The sequence below is a fragment of the Shewanella sp. MTB7 genome (genome assembly GCF_027571385.1).
Classification (GTDB): Bacteria; Pseudomonadota; Gammaproteobacteria; order Enterobacterales; family Shewanellaceae; genus Shewanella.
Window position 1 is genome coordinate 2,711,269 of the sequence record NZ_CP085636.1, and the last position, 16,603, is coordinate 2,727,871.

14 protein-coding genes and 1 pseudogene are annotated in these 16,603 nt (G+C 37.9%); 8 read left to right on the forward strand and 7 right to left on the reverse strand.

All coding sequences use genetic code 11. The annotated features are described in order from the left end of the window. Nucleotides 1-189 precede the first annotated feature (189 nt). The 4 genes and pseudogenes from HWQ47_RS11535 to HWQ47_RS11550 all read right to left on the reverse strand — a co-directional run bounded on the left by HWQ47_RS11535 (nucleotide 190) and on the right by HWQ47_RS11550 (nucleotide 5,079). A pseudogene (locus tag HWQ47_RS11535) lies at nucleotides 190-1,218 on the reverse strand (IS630 family transposase). Between the two features lie 549 nt (nucleotides 1,219-1,767). Continuing rightward, nucleotides 1,768-2,160 carry a hypothetical protein gene (locus tag HWQ47_RS11540; RefSeq protein WP_269971258.1) on the reverse strand — a complete coding sequence of 131 codons (393 nt, stop codon included), beginning with the start codon at nucleotides 2,158-2,160 and terminating at the stop codon, nucleotides 1,768-1,770. Then, nucleotides 2,147-2,734, reverse strand: coding sequence for a winged helix-turn-helix domain-containing protein (locus HWQ47_RS11545; RefSeq protein WP_269971259.1), 588 nt, complete (start codon nucleotides 2,732-2,734; stop codon nucleotides 2,147-2,149). Before HWQ47_RS11545 ends, HWQ47_RS11540 begins: the two co-directional genes overlap by 14 nt. A gap of 761 nt (nucleotides 2,735-3,495) precedes the next feature. Next, a complete protein-coding gene (locus HWQ47_RS11550; RefSeq protein ID WP_269971260.1) occupies nucleotides 3,496-5,079 on the reverse strand; it encodes a methyl-accepting chemotaxis protein in 1,584 nt (527 codons plus the stop codon). Nucleotides 5,080-6,006: 927 nt separating this feature from the next. Between HWQ47_RS11550 and HWQ47_RS11555 the strand changes: the two genes are divergently transcribed. Beyond that, nucleotides 6,007-6,213 carry a cold-shock protein gene (locus HWQ47_RS11555; protein WP_269971261.1) on the forward strand — a complete coding sequence of 69 codons (207 nt, stop codon included), beginning with the start codon at nucleotides 6,007-6,009 and terminating at the stop codon, nucleotides 6,211-6,213. Between the two features lie 129 nt (nucleotides 6,214-6,342). Here HWQ47_RS11555 and HWQ47_RS11560 read toward each other — a convergent pair whose 3' ends face one another. Then, nucleotides 6,343-6,975, reverse strand: a complete 633-nt coding sequence (locus tag HWQ47_RS11560) for a DUF6058 family natural product biosynthesis protein (protein ID WP_269971262.1) — start codon at nucleotides 6,973-6,975, stop codon at nucleotides 6,343-6,345. Between the two features lie 65 nt (nucleotides 6,976-7,040). Further along, the gene (locus HWQ47_RS11565; protein WP_269971263.1) at nucleotides 7,041-7,409 is read right to left on the reverse strand and encodes an NIPSNAP family protein; all 369 of its coding nucleotides are present in this window, start codon (nucleotides 7,407-7,409) and stop codon (nucleotides 7,041-7,043) included. 87 nt (nucleotides 7,410-7,496) lie between these two features. Between HWQ47_RS11565 and HWQ47_RS27970 the strand changes: the two genes are divergently transcribed. Together HWQ47_RS27970 and HWQ47_RS11570 are read left to right on the forward strand one after the other, a co-directional pair. Beyond that, the gene (locus tag HWQ47_RS27970; RefSeq protein WP_326515407.1) at nucleotides 7,497-7,673 is read left to right on the forward strand and encodes a winged helix-turn-helix domain-containing protein; all 177 of its coding nucleotides are present in this window, start codon (nucleotides 7,497-7,499) and stop codon (nucleotides 7,671-7,673) included. A 44-nt stretch (nucleotides 7,674-7,717) separates the two neighbouring features. Next, nucleotides 7,718-8,200 carry a hypothetical protein gene (locus HWQ47_RS11570; protein ID WP_326515406.1) on the forward strand — a complete coding sequence of 161 codons (483 nt, stop codon included), beginning with the start codon at nucleotides 7,718-7,720 and terminating at the stop codon, nucleotides 8,198-8,200. A gap of 40 nt (nucleotides 8,201-8,240) precedes the next feature. On the opposite strand, the gene HWQ47_RS11575 is transcribed toward HWQ47_RS11570, so the two are convergent. Continuing rightward, nucleotides 8,241-8,825 (reverse strand): hypothetical protein, encoded by a 585-nt coding sequence (locus HWQ47_RS11575; RefSeq protein ID WP_269971264.1) that lies wholly within the window; start codon nucleotides 8,823-8,825, stop codon nucleotides 8,241-8,243. A gap of 581 nt (nucleotides 8,826-9,406) precedes the next feature. On the opposite strand from HWQ47_RS11575, the gene HWQ47_RS11580 reads away from it, so the two are divergent. The 5 genes from HWQ47_RS11580 (at nucleotide 9,407) to HWQ47_RS11600 (ending at nucleotide 16,182) form a co-directional block, all read left to right on the forward strand. Next, nucleotides 9,407-10,444, forward strand: a complete 1,038-nt coding sequence (locus HWQ47_RS11580) for an HlyD family secretion protein (RefSeq protein WP_269971265.1) — start codon at nucleotides 9,407-9,409, stop codon at nucleotides 10,442-10,444. Further along, on the forward strand, nucleotides 10,444-11,958 hold the full coding sequence (locus HWQ47_RS11585) for a DHA2 family efflux MFS transporter permease subunit (protein ID WP_269971266.1): 1,515 nt from the start codon (nucleotides 10,444-10,446) through the stop codon (nucleotides 11,956-11,958). The genes HWQ47_RS11580 and HWQ47_RS11585 overlap by 1 nt, the downstream gene beginning before the upstream one ends. 71 nt (nucleotides 11,959-12,029) lie before the next feature. Continuing rightward, entirely contained in the window at nucleotides 12,030-12,878 is an 849-nt protein-coding gene (locus tag HWQ47_RS11590) for a phospholipase A (protein ID WP_269971267.1), read from the forward strand. Between the two features lie 167 nt (nucleotides 12,879-13,045). Continuing rightward, a complete protein-coding gene (locus HWQ47_RS11595) occupies nucleotides 13,046-14,980 on the forward strand; it encodes an ATP-dependent DNA helicase (RefSeq protein ID WP_269971268.1) in 1,935 nt (644 codons plus the stop codon). A 620-nt stretch (nucleotides 14,981-15,600) separates the two neighbouring features. Beyond that, nucleotides 15,601-16,182 carry an HD domain-containing protein gene (locus tag HWQ47_RS11600; protein ID WP_269971269.1) on the forward strand — a complete coding sequence of 194 codons (582 nt, stop codon included), beginning with the start codon at nucleotides 15,601-15,603 and terminating at the stop codon, nucleotides 16,180-16,182. The last annotated feature ends 421 nt before the right edge of the window (nucleotides 16,183-16,603 follow it).

The following is a 16,603-nucleotide window of genomic DNA, read 5'->3' on the forward strand; positions in this document are numbered from 1 at the left end:
GCTAGGGGTATTAAGATTTTGTGCCTTGGAATTAGTAAGTTACAACAGATTTTTAATACTTGTTGAATCAATGAACTCTATGCCTGTAGGATTATTCCTTAGGGAATGTAAATGACGAGGTAAGGTACAGCAGTGTTGAGAATAACGTCAATAAATTTGGATTTAAAGATATAATACCAATCGGTATAATCATCTGGTCAGATTTATCCATGAACGATTGCATAGATTCTTTACAGTATCAATGTCACTAATAAAGCTATTCCAAGCTTGCGTGCATTGCTCGACAATGTCCTCATAATTGGCAAAACACCTATTGGCTAAATGGCGCTGTCTTATCCATCCCCAAACTTGTTCGATAGGATTAAGCTCTGGTGAATAGGGAGGTAGTTTAATCATGGTTAGATTATCGAATTCATCATCTAGATCTTTTGTATGCCAACCGGCACCATCCATGATCACGACAGCGTGGCGATCTGGAAGAGTTGCTTCAGAAATTAACTTTAGGTGTTGCCGCATGAACCTTTTATCTACCCATGGAGTGATCAACGCTTCGGTATTTCCATTCGACGGACATACCGCCCCAAAACATAAGCGTACTCAAACTGTTGTTGTCGAACGACTCTTGGACGACTTCCTTTTTTTGCCCATAAGCGTGTCGTCGTGTTTTGTTGCCCTATACGAGCTTCATCTTGAAACCAAACATCAACTTGAGCCAGGGCAATATGACCGGGGATGTTAAGGATCGTTTCCAAGCGGAAGTTTTTTAAAAGCTTCTTGTGCTTTTTGGGATTGTTTAGGATGTTTTGACCTACTCGTTATCCAAGAAAAACCTAGCCGCTTTAATATTCTATAGACACTTGATGGTTCATAATTGATACCAAAGTGCTGAGAAATATATTCATTAATATCAGCACCCGATAGTCTGCCGCTTTCTTCAGATAAACTTTGCTGCTCAATGAATGTTGCGAGTTGTTTAGATTGAGTCTTGTTTAAAGATGGAGGTCGGCCAGGTGATGTTTTGTGCTCAAGGCCCGCTAAACCGTCGGTTAAGAAATCACTTACCCATTTGTTTACACTGGTACGACTCACCTTAAGAATACTCGTGATCTCAATGCGGTTATGCCCTTCACTGAAATGTGCTAATGCCAAAAGACGGATCCGCTTTTGTGCATTTTTCTCTCGTCGTGCCAGAGAGCGAAAGTCAATGGTATTAAGCATTTCCATATGTAACCTAATCATTAAAATTAACTGTTCAGATTAGATCACATCTTTATACCGATTGGTATAAGTAAATATCCGTGTAAAAATGCTTGACGTCTTGGTGGTGAGATATGTAAAAGGTATGATAATTTATCTTGGTTGAAAGTTCTGATCACAAAAAAGGTTGTTAATTGAGTTTTTTAAGCCGTGCTCAAGTTATCTAGCATTCTACTGGGGGATGCTAGTTTTAGCGTGTCTAACATCATCACTGATTTATGAATATCAGTAAATACAGCATAATAATTAACGGTGTCATACAATAAGTTGTCATTTTATTTTGGTGAAATTTTATTCAACTCGTTGTAGTCAGCATCAAATTGTAAAGTTCTTTTTATTTTATCATTCTCAACGTAGTCTCATCCTCTTGTATCACAATATTATACGTAGTTTTATATAAAGTGGTTAAATAATTCAATAGGCATAGCTAAAGCGCTAGATGCCAATATTAGTAAACAGTTTATTTAACCTACCTAATCGTGATGTTGTTAAGTAGGTTTTATCTCTATTTTAATTTTTGCATACGAAAAAGGTATGATTTAATGTTTTCAGCCGTGTTGAACGAATAATAAAGCAATGTTCAGACACTTTTTTCATAAAGTATTCCCCAATGCAACCTTTTTGTTTATCGAATGGCTCTAAAAGTAACCTGTCTTTTTCTATCATTGTTTCACCACTACACCTTCTCTCAATTTCATAGCCATTTTTATCAATAATATTACTGTGAAGAATGAATTTCCCTATCCTCGAGAGTTCAAGAGTTGAGTATGATATGTGACCATTATAAAGATTAATTTCACCAGACATTTGTGTAACTTTGTTAAAATAGTCATAACTAAAAAATAACCATACAAAAAAATTTATTAATATTCCAATAATAATTGTAGTTTTAAATTTTATCACAATAAAGAATATCCTTATTCGCTTTAATAGAGCAGTTGTACTCATCCAAACTAGTAATATCACTGTTGAAAATTCTGACTATTTGCGTTTCATGTTTGTTAATGTAAATAAAGCCAAGAAATTGAATTAACATCATCAACACTAAAAAAAAGATAGTTACTATTGATATTTTGTCATTTTTTGATAGGGTTGTTTTATACAATTCATTAGTATTAATTGATGGGATGGTGGTTAGGGGCATAGTATCTGTATCTGTTTGAAGAGGATGTAGTTCTCCGAATGAAATAGAGTAACCTTTACCTGGATGATTTATCAGAATGTTTTTATCTTTATCATCAAAAATTGATCTTAATTTATTGACTATTTGTGTTAAACTCTCAGGTGATGTTGCCCCACCCCATACAATTTGTATTATGATTTCTTTGTTGACAAGTCCTCCTTTATTTTTACAGAGCAATTGAATGAACTTTAGTTGTTTGTTTGTCAAAAGTTTTGAATTAGAATCTCCATCTTTATAAAAGATACCAGTGTTCATATCAACAATATACAAACCAATTTTAATTAAATCTGCCATTTTTACCTACATATATTCAAGTTTAAAAGACTTTTTGTTACTGTCATATGACATTATTTAAGAGTTCATATGGTGATGCTGGCCTTATTGATGCGTGGTTGCACTAAAGTTAATGAGTGGTGCATGGTAAGTAAATTGGTTGACCTTTCTATTCTCAATGGATAATGGTTAATGGTATGTTGGATTTTTAACTTGTTTCTCGCCTAGGACAACAAGTTTGTAATGACAATATTATTCCTTAAGTTGAGGCTGTTTAACAAGTTATATAATAATTAATAACTAGTTTTCTGCTGTAAATATAATCATTTTAGTTGATTTATGCTTTTTAGATTTTACTAATGTTAAGTTAGAAAACGGTTATTAACGATAAAGTTTTATCTAATGAACATTAACGGGTTGAGAAGAGCAACTTTGTAGTAGTTTTCATTATCATTACGTAAATGATGACTTTATTTAACGCTAGGAATGCATTGTTATTAATTATGACAATCTGCTGATTGTTAAGGTAGAGTTGTTATAATTGTAAATAGCAAACAATTTAGTTGCTATTTACAATTAATGTAGTAGAGGTAAGTCTCAGAACTGTGAAGTTTTTTAACGAGGAGTATGAAGTATTGTTGCAATATTCAAGGGTGATTTTACCTAGCACTAAATCACGCTAACACATTGAAATAATAAATTAATATTTGAATTTAGACACGTCCTCTTTCATATTTTCGATTAAATTTGCTAATTCAAGTGTTGTTATGTTGCTTTGTTCATCACCGTTTTGAAATATCATTAATTCTATCAATATCAATATCAATATCAATATTAATATTAATATTGATATCTATCTCCTGAGTTACTGCTGTTTGTTCCTCAGCAGCAGTTGCGATTTGGATATTCATTGAGTTAATGAGTTCAACATTTTCATTGATCTTATCTAAAGCTATCCCTGCTTGTTTTGCCATTACAGCTGTTTTCTTGGCTAGATTAGAACTAGATCCTATATTCGCCATTGAATTATTGCTAAATATATGTAGTTCGGTGATCATGACTTTAATTATTTCGGTCGATTCATGTGTTCGATTAACCAATGAACGCACTTCATCGGCGACGACAGAGAATCCTCGACCAGTATTTCCAGCCCTTGCAGCCTCTATTGCGACATTGAGTGCAAGCTGGTTTGTCCGCGCTGAAATACTTCCAATGACTTCTAAAACTGAGCCTATCTTATCGATTTGTGTTGAAAGTGCTGTAATGAGCTCACTAGTTTCTACCATTCCTTTGTTTAACTCACTGATCATTGAAATAGTATCTTGAACTACAACTTTCCCTTTGGTTGCCGATTTTCCCGCCATAATGGAGGATTCAGCCGCCAATATGGCACTGTTAGCCACCTCTTGTACCGTGCAGGTGAATTCATGCATTGCTGTAGCGACTAACTGAATTTGGTCTTGTTGGTTAATGACGTTTTGTTTGGTTTGCGAGGTCACCACCGAGCTTTCTTCAGCTGTAGTTCCTAAGCGTATTGAATTATCATTAATGTTCTTTATTATATGTTGGAAGGCATCAACAACTTGATTTATGTTACTGGATATTTCGGTAAACTCATCATCACCAATTAACAATACTCTTTGAGTTAAATCCCCCTTTGTAACATTACAGGTTGTGTTTCTAATTTGTGTTAAAGAAATGTTGATGCGATTCATTATCAGTCCTGACAAACCGCATATCATTACTACACCTACGATAATACAAATAATGATAATATAGATGCTGCTCAGAATATGTTGTCCTGTGTTATTATACACTCCTTTCGAGTTGCTAAGTATTTGTAAGGAAAGTGATTTTGCTGTTTGCGTTATGTTTTTAACTTTTGGCTTGATGTACTTAATCAATAGCTCATTAGCAGCATAATAATTTCCTTTTTGAACTTGGTTAACAGCAACTTCAAAACCTTGCTTCTTTAATTCATTAAACTCATTAGTGAACTCCTCTATCATCTCTACTTGTTCAAGATTAAGGTCTGATGAAGCCAAATTTTTAACCAGAATGTTGATTTGGTCCAATGATTGTAATACAGAGTTTAAGTGACTGGATGTAGGATGGTCGTGTAAAGAGGAAAACTCGCTATCAGGAGCATGTTGAAATGAGAGTAATAATGAGGTTCTTGCTACTCCAATGAATTCTAGGATAGAACTAGAATTGTTATTGTTCTTCATATTGACAACGTATAATTTTTCCACACTATTTGCAGACTTGTTCATGCTGTATATAGAGGTGCCACCAATAGTTAGTAATGAAAAAATGGAGAAGAACATCATTATTTTAAGCTTAAATTTAATACTGCTTATACGCATGTAACTTCCTAATGTGGGAAATGAACGATGTTAAAAGTACATGTTGATTATATTATTTGTAATTGTTTAATGTATCCCAGGCTACGTAATTTACGCAGTTATTAACGGGTTAGTAACCTTCTAAGGAGTGGTTGTGACTATGTAGTTGGGGTATAATTGTTTTTTGTTTTATATCAATCAATTATGGTGAAATCTCTTTTTTGTTACTAGGAAGTACTGGCATCGTTTTATTAATTTTACTTAAATTTTGAAGTGGGGTACTAATTTAGTACTTGCTGATATGCAGTGGTTTTACTTTTCCGCTAGTTACTCTGTTTTTACATTACTATTTATAAGTAACTTTATCATATCAATCAATTTCATTAGGTATGTATAGAGGCAACATTATAATTAGATTATTCTGGTGCAATCGAACTGGTATAGGGTTGTTTCTAATGTTTTCTAAAGTAACTGGTTCCATAAATAGTGACATTCAGAGTGCCTCAATTGGCAGACATTTAAGGCGGTTAATCACCGTTTACTAATGAACGTAGTTAAGGTATTCCGTAAACGGAGTATAGGGAGTTGGGTTGATGGTGTTGATTAAAACGGATGTTCTTATTTTATATTCATGAATAAAATGTAACGCCTATTTGATATGGATGATGATCTTTATCTGGTTATTTTCATTACTTGTCATTAAAGTTAGCTGTTGACTAGGTATCGCAGTGAAATTAGTAGGTATCAGCTTGTTGTTTGGCGTGGGTTTAATTACTCAAATCCCCAAAACGGCATCAAGTCACCTGTACTGCTTTGTTTATAAACTCGTCGGTCGAAAAAGAATAAATGAAATATTGAGTTAATAGGTTTAAACTTGATTGTTTTTTGCACTATACTGCGAATGCAGGATACTGCAATTAACCAACATTTTAAACTAAAGAGCACAGTATGAGTAAAGGTACAGTTAAGTGGTTCAATTCAGATAAAGGTTATGGGTTTATTACACCTGATGATGGTGGAAAGGATCTATTTGTTCATCACTCAGAGATCAGAAGTGGCGGCGGTTATGCTTCGCTCAATGACGGTCAGTCAGTAGAGTTTGATGTCGGTGAGGGACAGAAGGGACCATGTGCAACAAATGTAATTCCAGGTTAGTCTTGCTGAATGAGATAAATCGTTATGCAGGGTTAAAATTGTGGAAATAAACCTTAAGCCAGTGACAGCTTTGCTTCACTGGCTTTGTTTTGTCTGGCCTTTCACTATCTATCCCTTCGGAGACCTAAATTAGCTTTTTAGTTTATATTGTCGACGAACTTCATCGACCAATCGATGTCTTGAGCTTTTAATCCGTTCGTGAGGTGCAAACATCGCACTAGATTCATCTAATAAATTAACGGCTTTGGTTAATTTCGTTAGATCTATTTCTGCTTCATCAAGTGCTAACATTTCATTAATCTGTAATATGGCAACCTCCTTGGCGGCAATATCTTCAGGAAGTCCTGAATGAGTGCATAAGCCATAAATACCTTCAAGAAAGCTCTTCCATTCCTGTTTAATATGTAAGTCTAATCCAGAGTTAACCGTATTATCATCTGAGTAATACCCTGCATGTTTTAACCATGCTATCGCCTTGATGTATCGTTGAGCAAAAATACCAAAAACAGTATGAAGATCCTCAGTCGTCTTAAGAATACCAAGCCATGATAAATAGCCTTTTGCGTAATATTCGATTTCACTTTGATCGTTAAACTCTCCAAAAAATGAGTGGTTGGTATAATTTAATTTGAGCTTATAGGAACACTTTGGCATCACATTCTGTTGTTGAAAATTAAGCAGTTCTTCTTCTGTGACCTTTGCTAAATCTAGCAGCTCTTGTTTTGTGAAATAGTTATTATTCAAATAGTTAATAAGATTCATTGTGACTAACATTCCTAATGAAAACAGACGAAGATAAGGTTGACAAAAATGGGGAGTCTTTAATGTTATTTTGGAGCTTGAGAACGGTTTACCATTCCGTAATCACGTAGAAGCCCAGTAACACGTATTCTGTAATCATCGAATAAGTCTGTTCGCCCTTTTGCTTGGGCTTGTCGATGTAACATCTGCTCTCTCCAAGCTTGTACAGCATGCTCATCTTCTTTTAATCTTGCTCGGTACTGTTCATAGTCAGCTAAGCTATTGAAACTAATCAAGCCAAAAGCTTTATCGTTGGTTCCTTCGTGCGGCAGAAAATAGCCAATTAAGTTCCCACCACAAGATGGGATAATCTCTGCCCATTTTTCAGCGTACTGATTAAACATGTTGAGTTTCGAGGGATCGATTTTGTATTCAATAAAGCAGGTGATTTTCACAGATTTGTCTCCATTATTTTTTCAGACAGTTTAGCCTCTGAAAAATGCTATGCTTCGATGAGCATCGAACTATAGAGACGGTATAAAGTGGAACCAAATATATCATTCATCGAAAGTCTGATCGGCGATTCAGCTCGTTCGTGTATGCTAATGGCTCTGTTGGGCGGAAAAGCACTGACCGCCACAGAGTTGGCTGTAGAAGCCGACATTACTTCTCAAACTGCCAGCAGTCACCTGAGTAAGTTGGTTGATGGGCAGTTTTAGTTGTTAGAAAACAAGGGCGGCATAAGTATTTTCAACTGCAAGGCTTGGCAGTCGCCGAACTGCTAGAGAAGCTGTTAAACATCACATCGAATATTGAATCACCGGTGAGAAAAACCGGTCCTGACGATCAAGGACTTAGAAAAGCAAGAGTCTGTTATGACCATCTAGCTGGCGAGTTCGGTGTCGCCCTTTATGACGCATTAGCTAAAGGTGGGTACATCATTGATAAGGCCAGTGAAACCATGTTGACGGAAAAAGGACTGATATTTTTCAAAGAGTCCGGTGTGAATGTTGATGACTTCTCGAAACATAAACGTCCAATATGTAAGTCCTGTTTAGATTGGAGTGAACGGCGAAACCATCTCGCCGGTTTGATAGGGCAATGGATATTAATGGATATTTTTAATCGTGGATGGGCAACGAAAAACTTAGACTCAAGAGCGATTCTGTTTACTAGAAGCGGTGAAAAGTCATGTTGTAAAAAATACGGTATCTCGGGTTTGTCTCAATCAATAAAAAGTGCTTAGCATTTGAGTCATTAAGTTGAGTGTACTATGGTCGTGACGATCAGCGTTTGGCTAGCCACCAAGTAAGCAAATGTAAAAAAGCAAACGTGCCATGTCCATAAAAATACAACTCAATTGCGCCGACGCACGTTTTATGGATTGCCAATAAGTCAGGTGAAATGGACAGTCCCAGAGATATCGAGCTATACCACAATAGGCCAGTAAACACGGCTAACAATAGTGCCAGTAAACCTAAGCCTTCAATGGTCGCTGCCAAGCCTCCGGGTGTAGGATCAGGTAACCGTCTTGACAATAAGGTGTGGAGATCGCTTTTTAATCCATGCAGATTTCCGCTAAGCCAAGGATACAGATCGGCAACTTTTCGCCTGTTGAGTAGGGTTGAAAAGAAAATTATTGTCAGTATGAATAGGCCCAAACCACCATAAATGTGCAATTTATCTATTACGGTGATTTTACCAAAAGGTGTATCGCCTTGAATGTGCATGCCAAAAGATAACAGGAGTTGCCATAATACCCAGAAGAGAATAAGTGCGTGAAGCCATTTTTCAGTTTTAGGCAAGTGAGCAAATAGAAAAGAGATACCCTTTCGTGCTTTTTTGATGACTTGTTGACGTTCCTGATACATCAAGTTCTCCATTTAATGGTTTGATTTAAATTAATATTATTTCATATGTATCAATATTATTTCTATTTGTAAGTGTTGCTAAATTTTACACTGTGTTAAATGTAGTCATGTTTTTAATATACATAAATTTACAGTGTAATATCACTTGGTAATAAAAAATGGTATATATGGTAATGCTGTTTTTAATTACTTTAAAAAGTATTGTTAACTGTAACAATACAGCGTTTGAAATTTATGCATTAAAATAAGTCATAAGTTGTATTGGTCTTTTGATTTAACACAATAATATGAACATAAGTTAATGTGTTAAAGTAAAATATATTAAAACAGGTGGTTACAGAAAGTTCCGTGATCCAGATCACGGGAGATAAAAGGCATTACCTTATACTATGTTTCAGATTATCAATAAGAATGAGTGTTCGTTATTATTGTCGAGAAGACAGGAATAATAAAAGTTGTGTTTAAATTAAGTGGTATAACTTAATGATACAATTAGAGTTATCATTCTATTGACTCAAATCTAGCTATATTTCTAGCTAGGCAAGACATTTATAATGTTGCGTTTATAATTAGGTGCTTATATGACTTCGACCGATGAACCAATCTCTGTAAATATAAAAAAACCTTCTAAATTCAAAAAGCTAATTATCATAATAGCATTAATTGTTGTTTTCGGAATGGCTGGGTATTTCTATATTCGTCACCAAGAACTTTATCCAACTACTGCTGACGCTTACGTCCATGCCAATGTGCTATACATCGCTCCACAAGTAAGTGGCAAGGTGTTGCAAGTTAATGTTACTGATTATCAGCACGTTGCAGATGGGGACCTTATGGTGTCGATAGATCCTGCGCTATTTCAAATTGAGCTTGAGAAAGCTAAAGCTGCCTATGAAACTGCATCTCAGGAGAATAAAGCAACCGACGATGCCATTTTAGCGGCCAGTGCCAATGTTCGCGCTGCAGATGCAAAGCTTGTCGATGTGCAGAAAAACTATCAGCGACAGATGGAACTCGTTAAGCAGAATGTAGTATCCAAGCAAGTCGGCGATGATGAGAAAGCTAAATTGGCCGATGCACAAACGGCCCTTGAAGCTGCTCGGGCAGATATGTCACAACTTATTACAGAGCAAGGTGCTAAAGGGAATGAAGCCCCTAAAGTGAAACAAGCGGCTGCCGCACTGAGTCAAGCAACGTTGAATCTGTCATACACCAATATATACGCCCCTCACGATGGCACATTGGGTCAAGTGAGTATTCGTCCTGGCAGTTTTGTCTCCCCAGGCCTTGCCATGATGCCATTGGTCGAAGACAACACGGCATGGATAGAGGCCAACTACAAAGAAAAAGATGTCGGTTCCTTGAAACCTGGTATGTCAGCAACTGTCGAATTGGATATGTATCCTGATGTAACATTTTCAGCAAGTGTCGAATCACTTTCGCCTGCCAGCGGCTCCTCTTTCTCATTATTACCACCAGAAAATGCGACTGGAAACTGGGTGAAAGTTCCACAGCGTTTCCCTGTACGCATCAAGTTTATTGATCTTGATGGTAAACCTATGATGCGCGTTGGAGCCAGTGCGTCTGTTACTGTTGATACATTATCAGAGACTAAGTGATGGCTGAGTCAATCACGCCTGCTAATCGCAGGTTAATCACTTTAGCTGTGATGTTGTCGTCAATTATGGTTTTGCTGGACATGACGATTTCTAATGTTGCTTTACCTCATATGATGGGGGCATTGGGAGTCACTTCAGAGCAAATCACTTGGGTGCTGACATCATATTCTATGGCTGAAGCGATATTCATTCCCTTGGCCAGTTATCTCGCGCTTAAATATGGGATTCGTAATTTATTATTAGTCTCGGTTACTGGATTTATCTTGTCATCTTCTTTATGCGGACAGGCTGATAGTTTGGCTGAAATGGTCGTATTTCGGATCATGCAGGGAGCATTTGGTGCTTCGGTTATTCCATTAGCACAGTCTATTATGGTGCAGATCTATCCGGAAAACCAACGCGGTAAGGCCATGGCACTGTTCAGTGTAGGGATACTGCTAGGGCCTATTTTAGGGCCAACTGTTGGTGGTGTAATTACTGAGAATATGGACTGGCGATGGATTTTTTACGTCAATGTTCCTGTTGGTTTAGTTTGTTTAACCTTATTGCATCGGTACGTGAAACTTGAAGGTAAAGGTCCGACCAAATTAGATTGGCCGTTAGTTATCGGCATGGTCATTGCGATTGGTTTACTGCAAATGGTGCTTGATAGAGGGAATCAAGAAGGGTGGTTTGCATCCAATATGATCTTTTTTGCAACGATTATCAGTGCAATTGCCGCAGTGTACTTTATTCGACGATCCCTGATAACCAAAGGCGATGTGGCTCCCATGTGGTTACTTAAAGATCGTAACCTTGCTATCTCATGCCTGATGATGGCAGGTTTTGTGTTGGGGATGTTTGGTATTACGCAGTTACAGCCAATGATGCTTGAACAATTGCTAAATTACCCTGTTGAAACGACGGGGTTTGTTATGGCTCCAAGGGGATTAGCTTCAGCCATTGTATTAATATTGCTTGCGAAGTCTATGGATAAAATAGATCCGAGAATGTTGGTTGCAATTGGCTTGCTGTTCAATATTTTCGGTACTTATCTGATGATGCAGTACTCGATGAACATTGATCTTTATTGGATCTTGGTACCGTCAATTATTCAGGGTATGGGCATGGGACTCGTGTTTGCTCCATTAAGTCAAATGGCTTATCGGACCTTGAGTGCTAAAGATACGATGGGAGGGGCTGTTTTGTTTAACCTGTTTCGAACCATTGGTGGCTCGTTTGGTATTTCGATTGTAAATACCTATTTCAGTCGAACCGAACAACGTGAATGGCATGCATTAGGTTCAGATATTACCTTAAGTAATCCGGTGTTACAGCAACAAGCAATGTTGCAGCATACGAGTATTACTGACCCAAATATTATGGCTCAAATTGGTCAACTTTTGCATCAACAATCGACGTTATTAGCTTTTATATATTCGTTTGGTTTTATCATGGTGACATACATAGTCTTGCTGCCCTTGTTGGCTTTGTATCGATTCAAAAAAAGGCAAGTTCCTAGTTTAGAGTCGTAAGTATAACAAGCGGGATATTTGCAGTGCTTCAATTCGTCAATGATTGCACTGCCATTTTATAGGAGGGGTATATGTTGAATAGCAAACTATATTTATTAATTATCATGGGGTTATTTTTTTCAGAGGCTGTTGTGGCCGAAGGTAGAATCGTATCAAATAAAGACGTTACTGGTGTTGCGGGATTAATTCCACAAGATGATATCTATCAGTTGAAGGTATTCGATAATAATTACGTATTACCCCTATATCAAACTCAATCTCCTAATGAAGCTTATTATCGACCACAGAACCCAAATCATAATGATATTAGTAAAACTAATTTGCAATTTCAGATCAGCTTAAAATACGGTCTTGCAAGCAATCTATTTATTGATAATGATGGATTGTATGTTGCATATAGTCAAATTGCTAATTGGCAAGCTTATGATACATCAGCTTATTTTCGTGATGTTCAGTATCAACCTCAGATATTCTGGGTATGGCAACACGGAGATAATGACCAAGCTTGGCAGAGTACAAGCATTGGCTTTGAGCATCAATCGAATGGTAAAGGGGGGATCTACGAGCGTAGTTGGAACCGCACCTATTTGACGTTTTTATTTTCATTTGATGATCTTAAAATCAGCCTCAAACCTTGGTTAAGGATGGAGCTTTCATCAACGGATTATAATCCTGACATTGAAGACTATATGGGATACGGCATGGTAAGGGCTGACTGGTATCTGGCTGATCATCAAATCAGTTTAACCTTGAGAAATCTAGCTGAGAGCGGTTTTTCAAAAGGTTATGAAGAGCTAAGTTGGCGGTTCCCGTTATACAAAGGATTTAAAGGTTACCTGAAGTTACAAAGTGGTTTTGGTATGACAATTTCCGACTATGACCATTTTGACAATGCCATTGGTATCGGTTTCGCGTATTAATCGTTATTCATAGCCATTAAAGGTGGGCAATGGTTATAAATGGTAGATATCATTTTTTAAGGTTAATCCTAAGTCTGTAAAACACGCGTAAACTATTCAACTTGAAGAAGCTGGGTAAATAGGGATAATGCTTCCACTAACATGATTTTCCCTCTACAGAGTACCTTGTGACGCCCCTGACTCATAAATTGATTAAAACGAGTATTGAAGCCTTTGGTAAAGATGGTGCGCTGGCAAACCATATTCAAGGCTTTAGTGCTCGAGACGTTCAAATTTCCATGGCTACAGGAGTGTGTGAAGCGATAGCTGAACAAACTAACTTGGTGGTCGAAGCGGGAACTGGCGTGGGGAAAACCTTTGCCTACCTTATACCTGCATTACTCAGTGGCCAACAAATCATTGTCAGCACTGGCAGTAAAAATCTACAAGAACAGCTATTTTATAAAGATCTGCCCACATTACTGTCGATATTGAATTTGACACCTAAGGTCGCGTTGTTAAAAGGGCGCAATAATTACCTGTGTCAGGATTTGTTAGAGAAGCAACTGCAAGGCTGTGATTCGTTGGACACTAAGGTACTCGATGATCTATTGAGGATAAATCAGTGGGCAGGTCAGACTAATGATGGGGATTTAGGCGGGCTGACGTCAGTGTCAGAAAATGCTGATGCGTTGCAATTGATTGCCAGTCGACGTGAAGTTTGTTCTGGTAAAAAATGCACTCACTATGATGCCTGTTTTACCAGGAAAGCCCGCAGTAAAGCAATGGACGCTAAGATTATAGTGGTTAATCATCATCTGTTTTTTGCCGACCGAATTCTTAAAGAGACAGGGTTTGCAGAATTACTACCCGACTCTGATGTAGTGATATTCGATGAGGCACACCTCTTGCCTGATATTGCGGTGACGTATTTTGGTCAACAGATCTCCACGCGGAGTTTGACTGACTTGCTTAATGAGATCATCAATATATATCGTAATGAGTTGAGGGATTCGTCTCAGATAGCGTTACTCACATCTCGTTGTATCACTTTCTTTAATGATTGGCACCAACAGCTGTTTGACCGTCATGAGCAAGATTGGCGACAGTTAATGGGAGATAAACAGATTGCTGCAACAGTATGGGGTCTCGTCGCTGAACTTAAGGCGTTAGAGAGTTTACTGCTTGGGCATGTTGGACGCAGTGAAGATCTGGACTCAGCGGTAGAAAAGTTAGATGGTTTTATTCATAAATTGAGTCTGTTTTTTCTCTGCGATAATGATCAAGCCGCTTACACCATAGACTACGGCCATCGATACTTGGTTTTGAGAATCGCGCCCATTAATGTGACTCGTGAGTGTGAACTGCTATTCGATTCAAATACGGCGTGGATTTTTACCTCTGCAACCTTGCAGATTAACCGTGACTTGAGTTTGTTTACTAAAGGATTAGGAATAGATTCGGCTAAAAAGATGATCTTAGATAGCCCCTTTGATTACTTTCACAATGCCCTTTTTTGTGTACCTAGGCATTTGTCTCGAGTGAGTCATCAAGATTCGGCTGTAAGGGATCTGGTGCGTGTTGCTACTCAAGCGATTAATGCTGCTCAAGGTCGAACTTTTATTCTGTTTACCAGCCATAGAATGATGAATGCGGTGGCCAGTGAGCTAAGAAGTCGGGTTCAATACCCTTTATTGATTCAAGGGCAAGCAGGTAAGCTGAGCTTATTAAAGAAGTTTCGTCAGCTTGGAAATGGTGTTTTGTTGGGAACCGGTGCGTTTTGGGAGGGGGTAGATGTACGAGGTAAACTACTAAGCTGTGTTATTATCGATAAACTGCCTTTTGTGTCACCGGATGACAGCTTATATCGTGCTCGCGCTGACAGTATTTCCCGTGAAGGTAAAGATCCTTTTTTGACATTATCGCTGCCTCAAGCGGTTATCTCGCTCAATCAAGGTGTTGGTCGTTTAATTCGTGATGAGAAAGATAAGGGGGTACTAATTCTGTGCGATAACCGCATTGTTAATCGCCCCTACGGACAGGAATTTTTGAATTCATTGCCGCCCATGGCAAGAACTCGGGATATGGACAAAGTGGTGACCTTTTTGGAGGAAATAAAATAATTCGAACAACGAGTCACGGAAACCTTTGATTAATGTGATAGTTAAATTTGATATCTATTAGGTTATAAAAATATTTATGTCATTCAAGGAAGAGTCATGGCTCGTGTTCACTCTAGTTACTCAAGTGCTTTCAATCGGTCTATCTGGATAGCTTTTACCTTAGTTTTCTGACCGATGATATCGGTTACCAGCATCTGCCATATTCAGACAATGATAGCCGTGAAGCCGACGGTAAGGTCCAAATACGTAAAGGGATGAGTTAGGCTATAAAGCCAAGCTGACTCATTATTCCTATGGCCATAATGTGATCACGATACCTAAGCTAATGGGATACATCCTGATACGGGTTAACTTGTCTCTAATGAATACTCATCCTTAGAAGTGTTCGAAATGAAAATGGTAAAGTATCGGTAATTCGCCACTACAGTGAATAAGACTCTGATCTAAGATAGGCGCAATGACGATCAAATGTGGTGGATTTATTGTTTGGCGGCTTTTAGGATAAGAACACTATATGTTGAATCTGGCTTCGATGCGCATAGTGATAAGGTTGCTAGTTTTTTTGTGGTGAGTGTATTAGGGGATAAACCTGTGTCAAGTGATCTGAAAAGGGAGGCACTTTGAATCCAATTGAAAAAATATTAGCCTTTATCGTAGAGATCGAGAAGCTTAAAGATGTGCAGCGTAAGACTCGCCCTGTGGGTTTACAACGCTATGAAAACTCTGCAGAACACAGCTGGCACGTTTGTTTAGTGGCTCTGATGCTAAAAGATCATGCCAATGAAAATATTGATATTGACCGAGTTATCAAGATGTTGCTCATTCACGATCTCGGTGAGATTGATGCAGGTGATACCATTATCTATGCAAGTGAAACTCAGGAGCTAAAAGATAAAGAAGCTGGTGGCCTGAAGCGTCTGTTAGCTATCTTGCCCCAAGGACAAGGGGGGGAGTATCTCTCTCTTTGGTATGAGTTTGAATCTGGTGAAACCCCTGATGCAGCATTCGCCAAGGCGATAGATAGGGTGCCACCCTTACTTCATAATCTACATGGGGATGGCCATAGTTGGCGTGAGCATGGCATTACTAAATCGCAGATCTTAGGCGCCAATAGCCGTATAGCCAAAGGTAGTGAGGCTTTATGGTCTTCATTAGAGCTGCAACTTGAGGCTGCGATTGAAGATGGGATTTTAGAATCATAAAAGTGGGCGAGATTATCTTTCTCGCCCTCAGCTTAAATGAAATGCAGTTATCTCTGAATGATGTTTTATCGACGACTTATTTTTTATTTTCCTCAAGTCCAAGCTCTTCTTTACTGTATATCGTCCATTTTGTGGATTCGATAATGATAAATGGCCATTCAACTGCTAACTTCTCCCCTCTGTAAATATGCTGTTTTTTATCAAATTAACTTTCTAACTGCCCTTATTGATGATTGTGTAAAGAGCCATGACTTATACAGATATCCGTTTTTCTTAAATCACATTCATGGTTGCAATGAGTGGTTAGCTTGGGTATTGTAATTATACTATAAATAAGAGTTATTAATTGTATTAATCCATCGGAACAGTTCGAGGGTCACCACAGCAGAATAAGATCAAGAGGTTACACCTCTCTATTGGA

What these genes read in the sequence shown, in the direction of transcription:
- HWQ47_RS11545 (WP_269971259.1), bottom strand. Translation starts at nt 2,734, where the DNA reads ATGGCAGATTTAATTAAAATTGGTTTGTATATTGTTGATATGAACACT.
- HWQ47_RS11550 (WP_269971260.1), bottom strand. Translation starts at nt 5,079, where the DNA reads ATGCGTATAAGCAGTATTAAATTTAAGCTTAAAATAATGATGTTCTTC.
- HWQ47_RS11555 (WP_269971261.1), top strand. Translation starts at nt 6,007, where the DNA reads ATGAGTAAAGGTACAGTTAAGTGGTTCAATTCAGATAAAGGTTATGGG.
- HWQ47_RS11560 (WP_269971262.1), bottom strand. Translation starts at nt 6,975, where the DNA reads ATGAATCTTATTAACTATTTGAATAATAACTATTTCACAAAACAAGAG.
- HWQ47_RS11575 (WP_269971264.1), bottom strand. Translation starts at nt 8,825, where the DNA reads ATGTATCAGGAACGTCAACAAGTCATCAAAAAAGCACGAAAGGGTATC.
- HWQ47_RS11580 (WP_269971265.1), top strand. Translation starts at nt 9,407, where the DNA reads ATGACTTCGACCGATGAACCAATCTCTGTAAATATAAAAAAACCTTCT.
- HWQ47_RS11585 (WP_269971266.1), top strand. Translation starts at nt 10,444, where the DNA reads ATGGCTGAGTCAATCACGCCTGCTAATCGCAGGTTAATCACTTTAGCT.
- HWQ47_RS11590 (WP_269971267.1), top strand. Translation starts at nt 12,030, where the DNA reads ATGTTGAATAGCAAACTATATTTATTAATTATCATGGGGTTATTTTTT.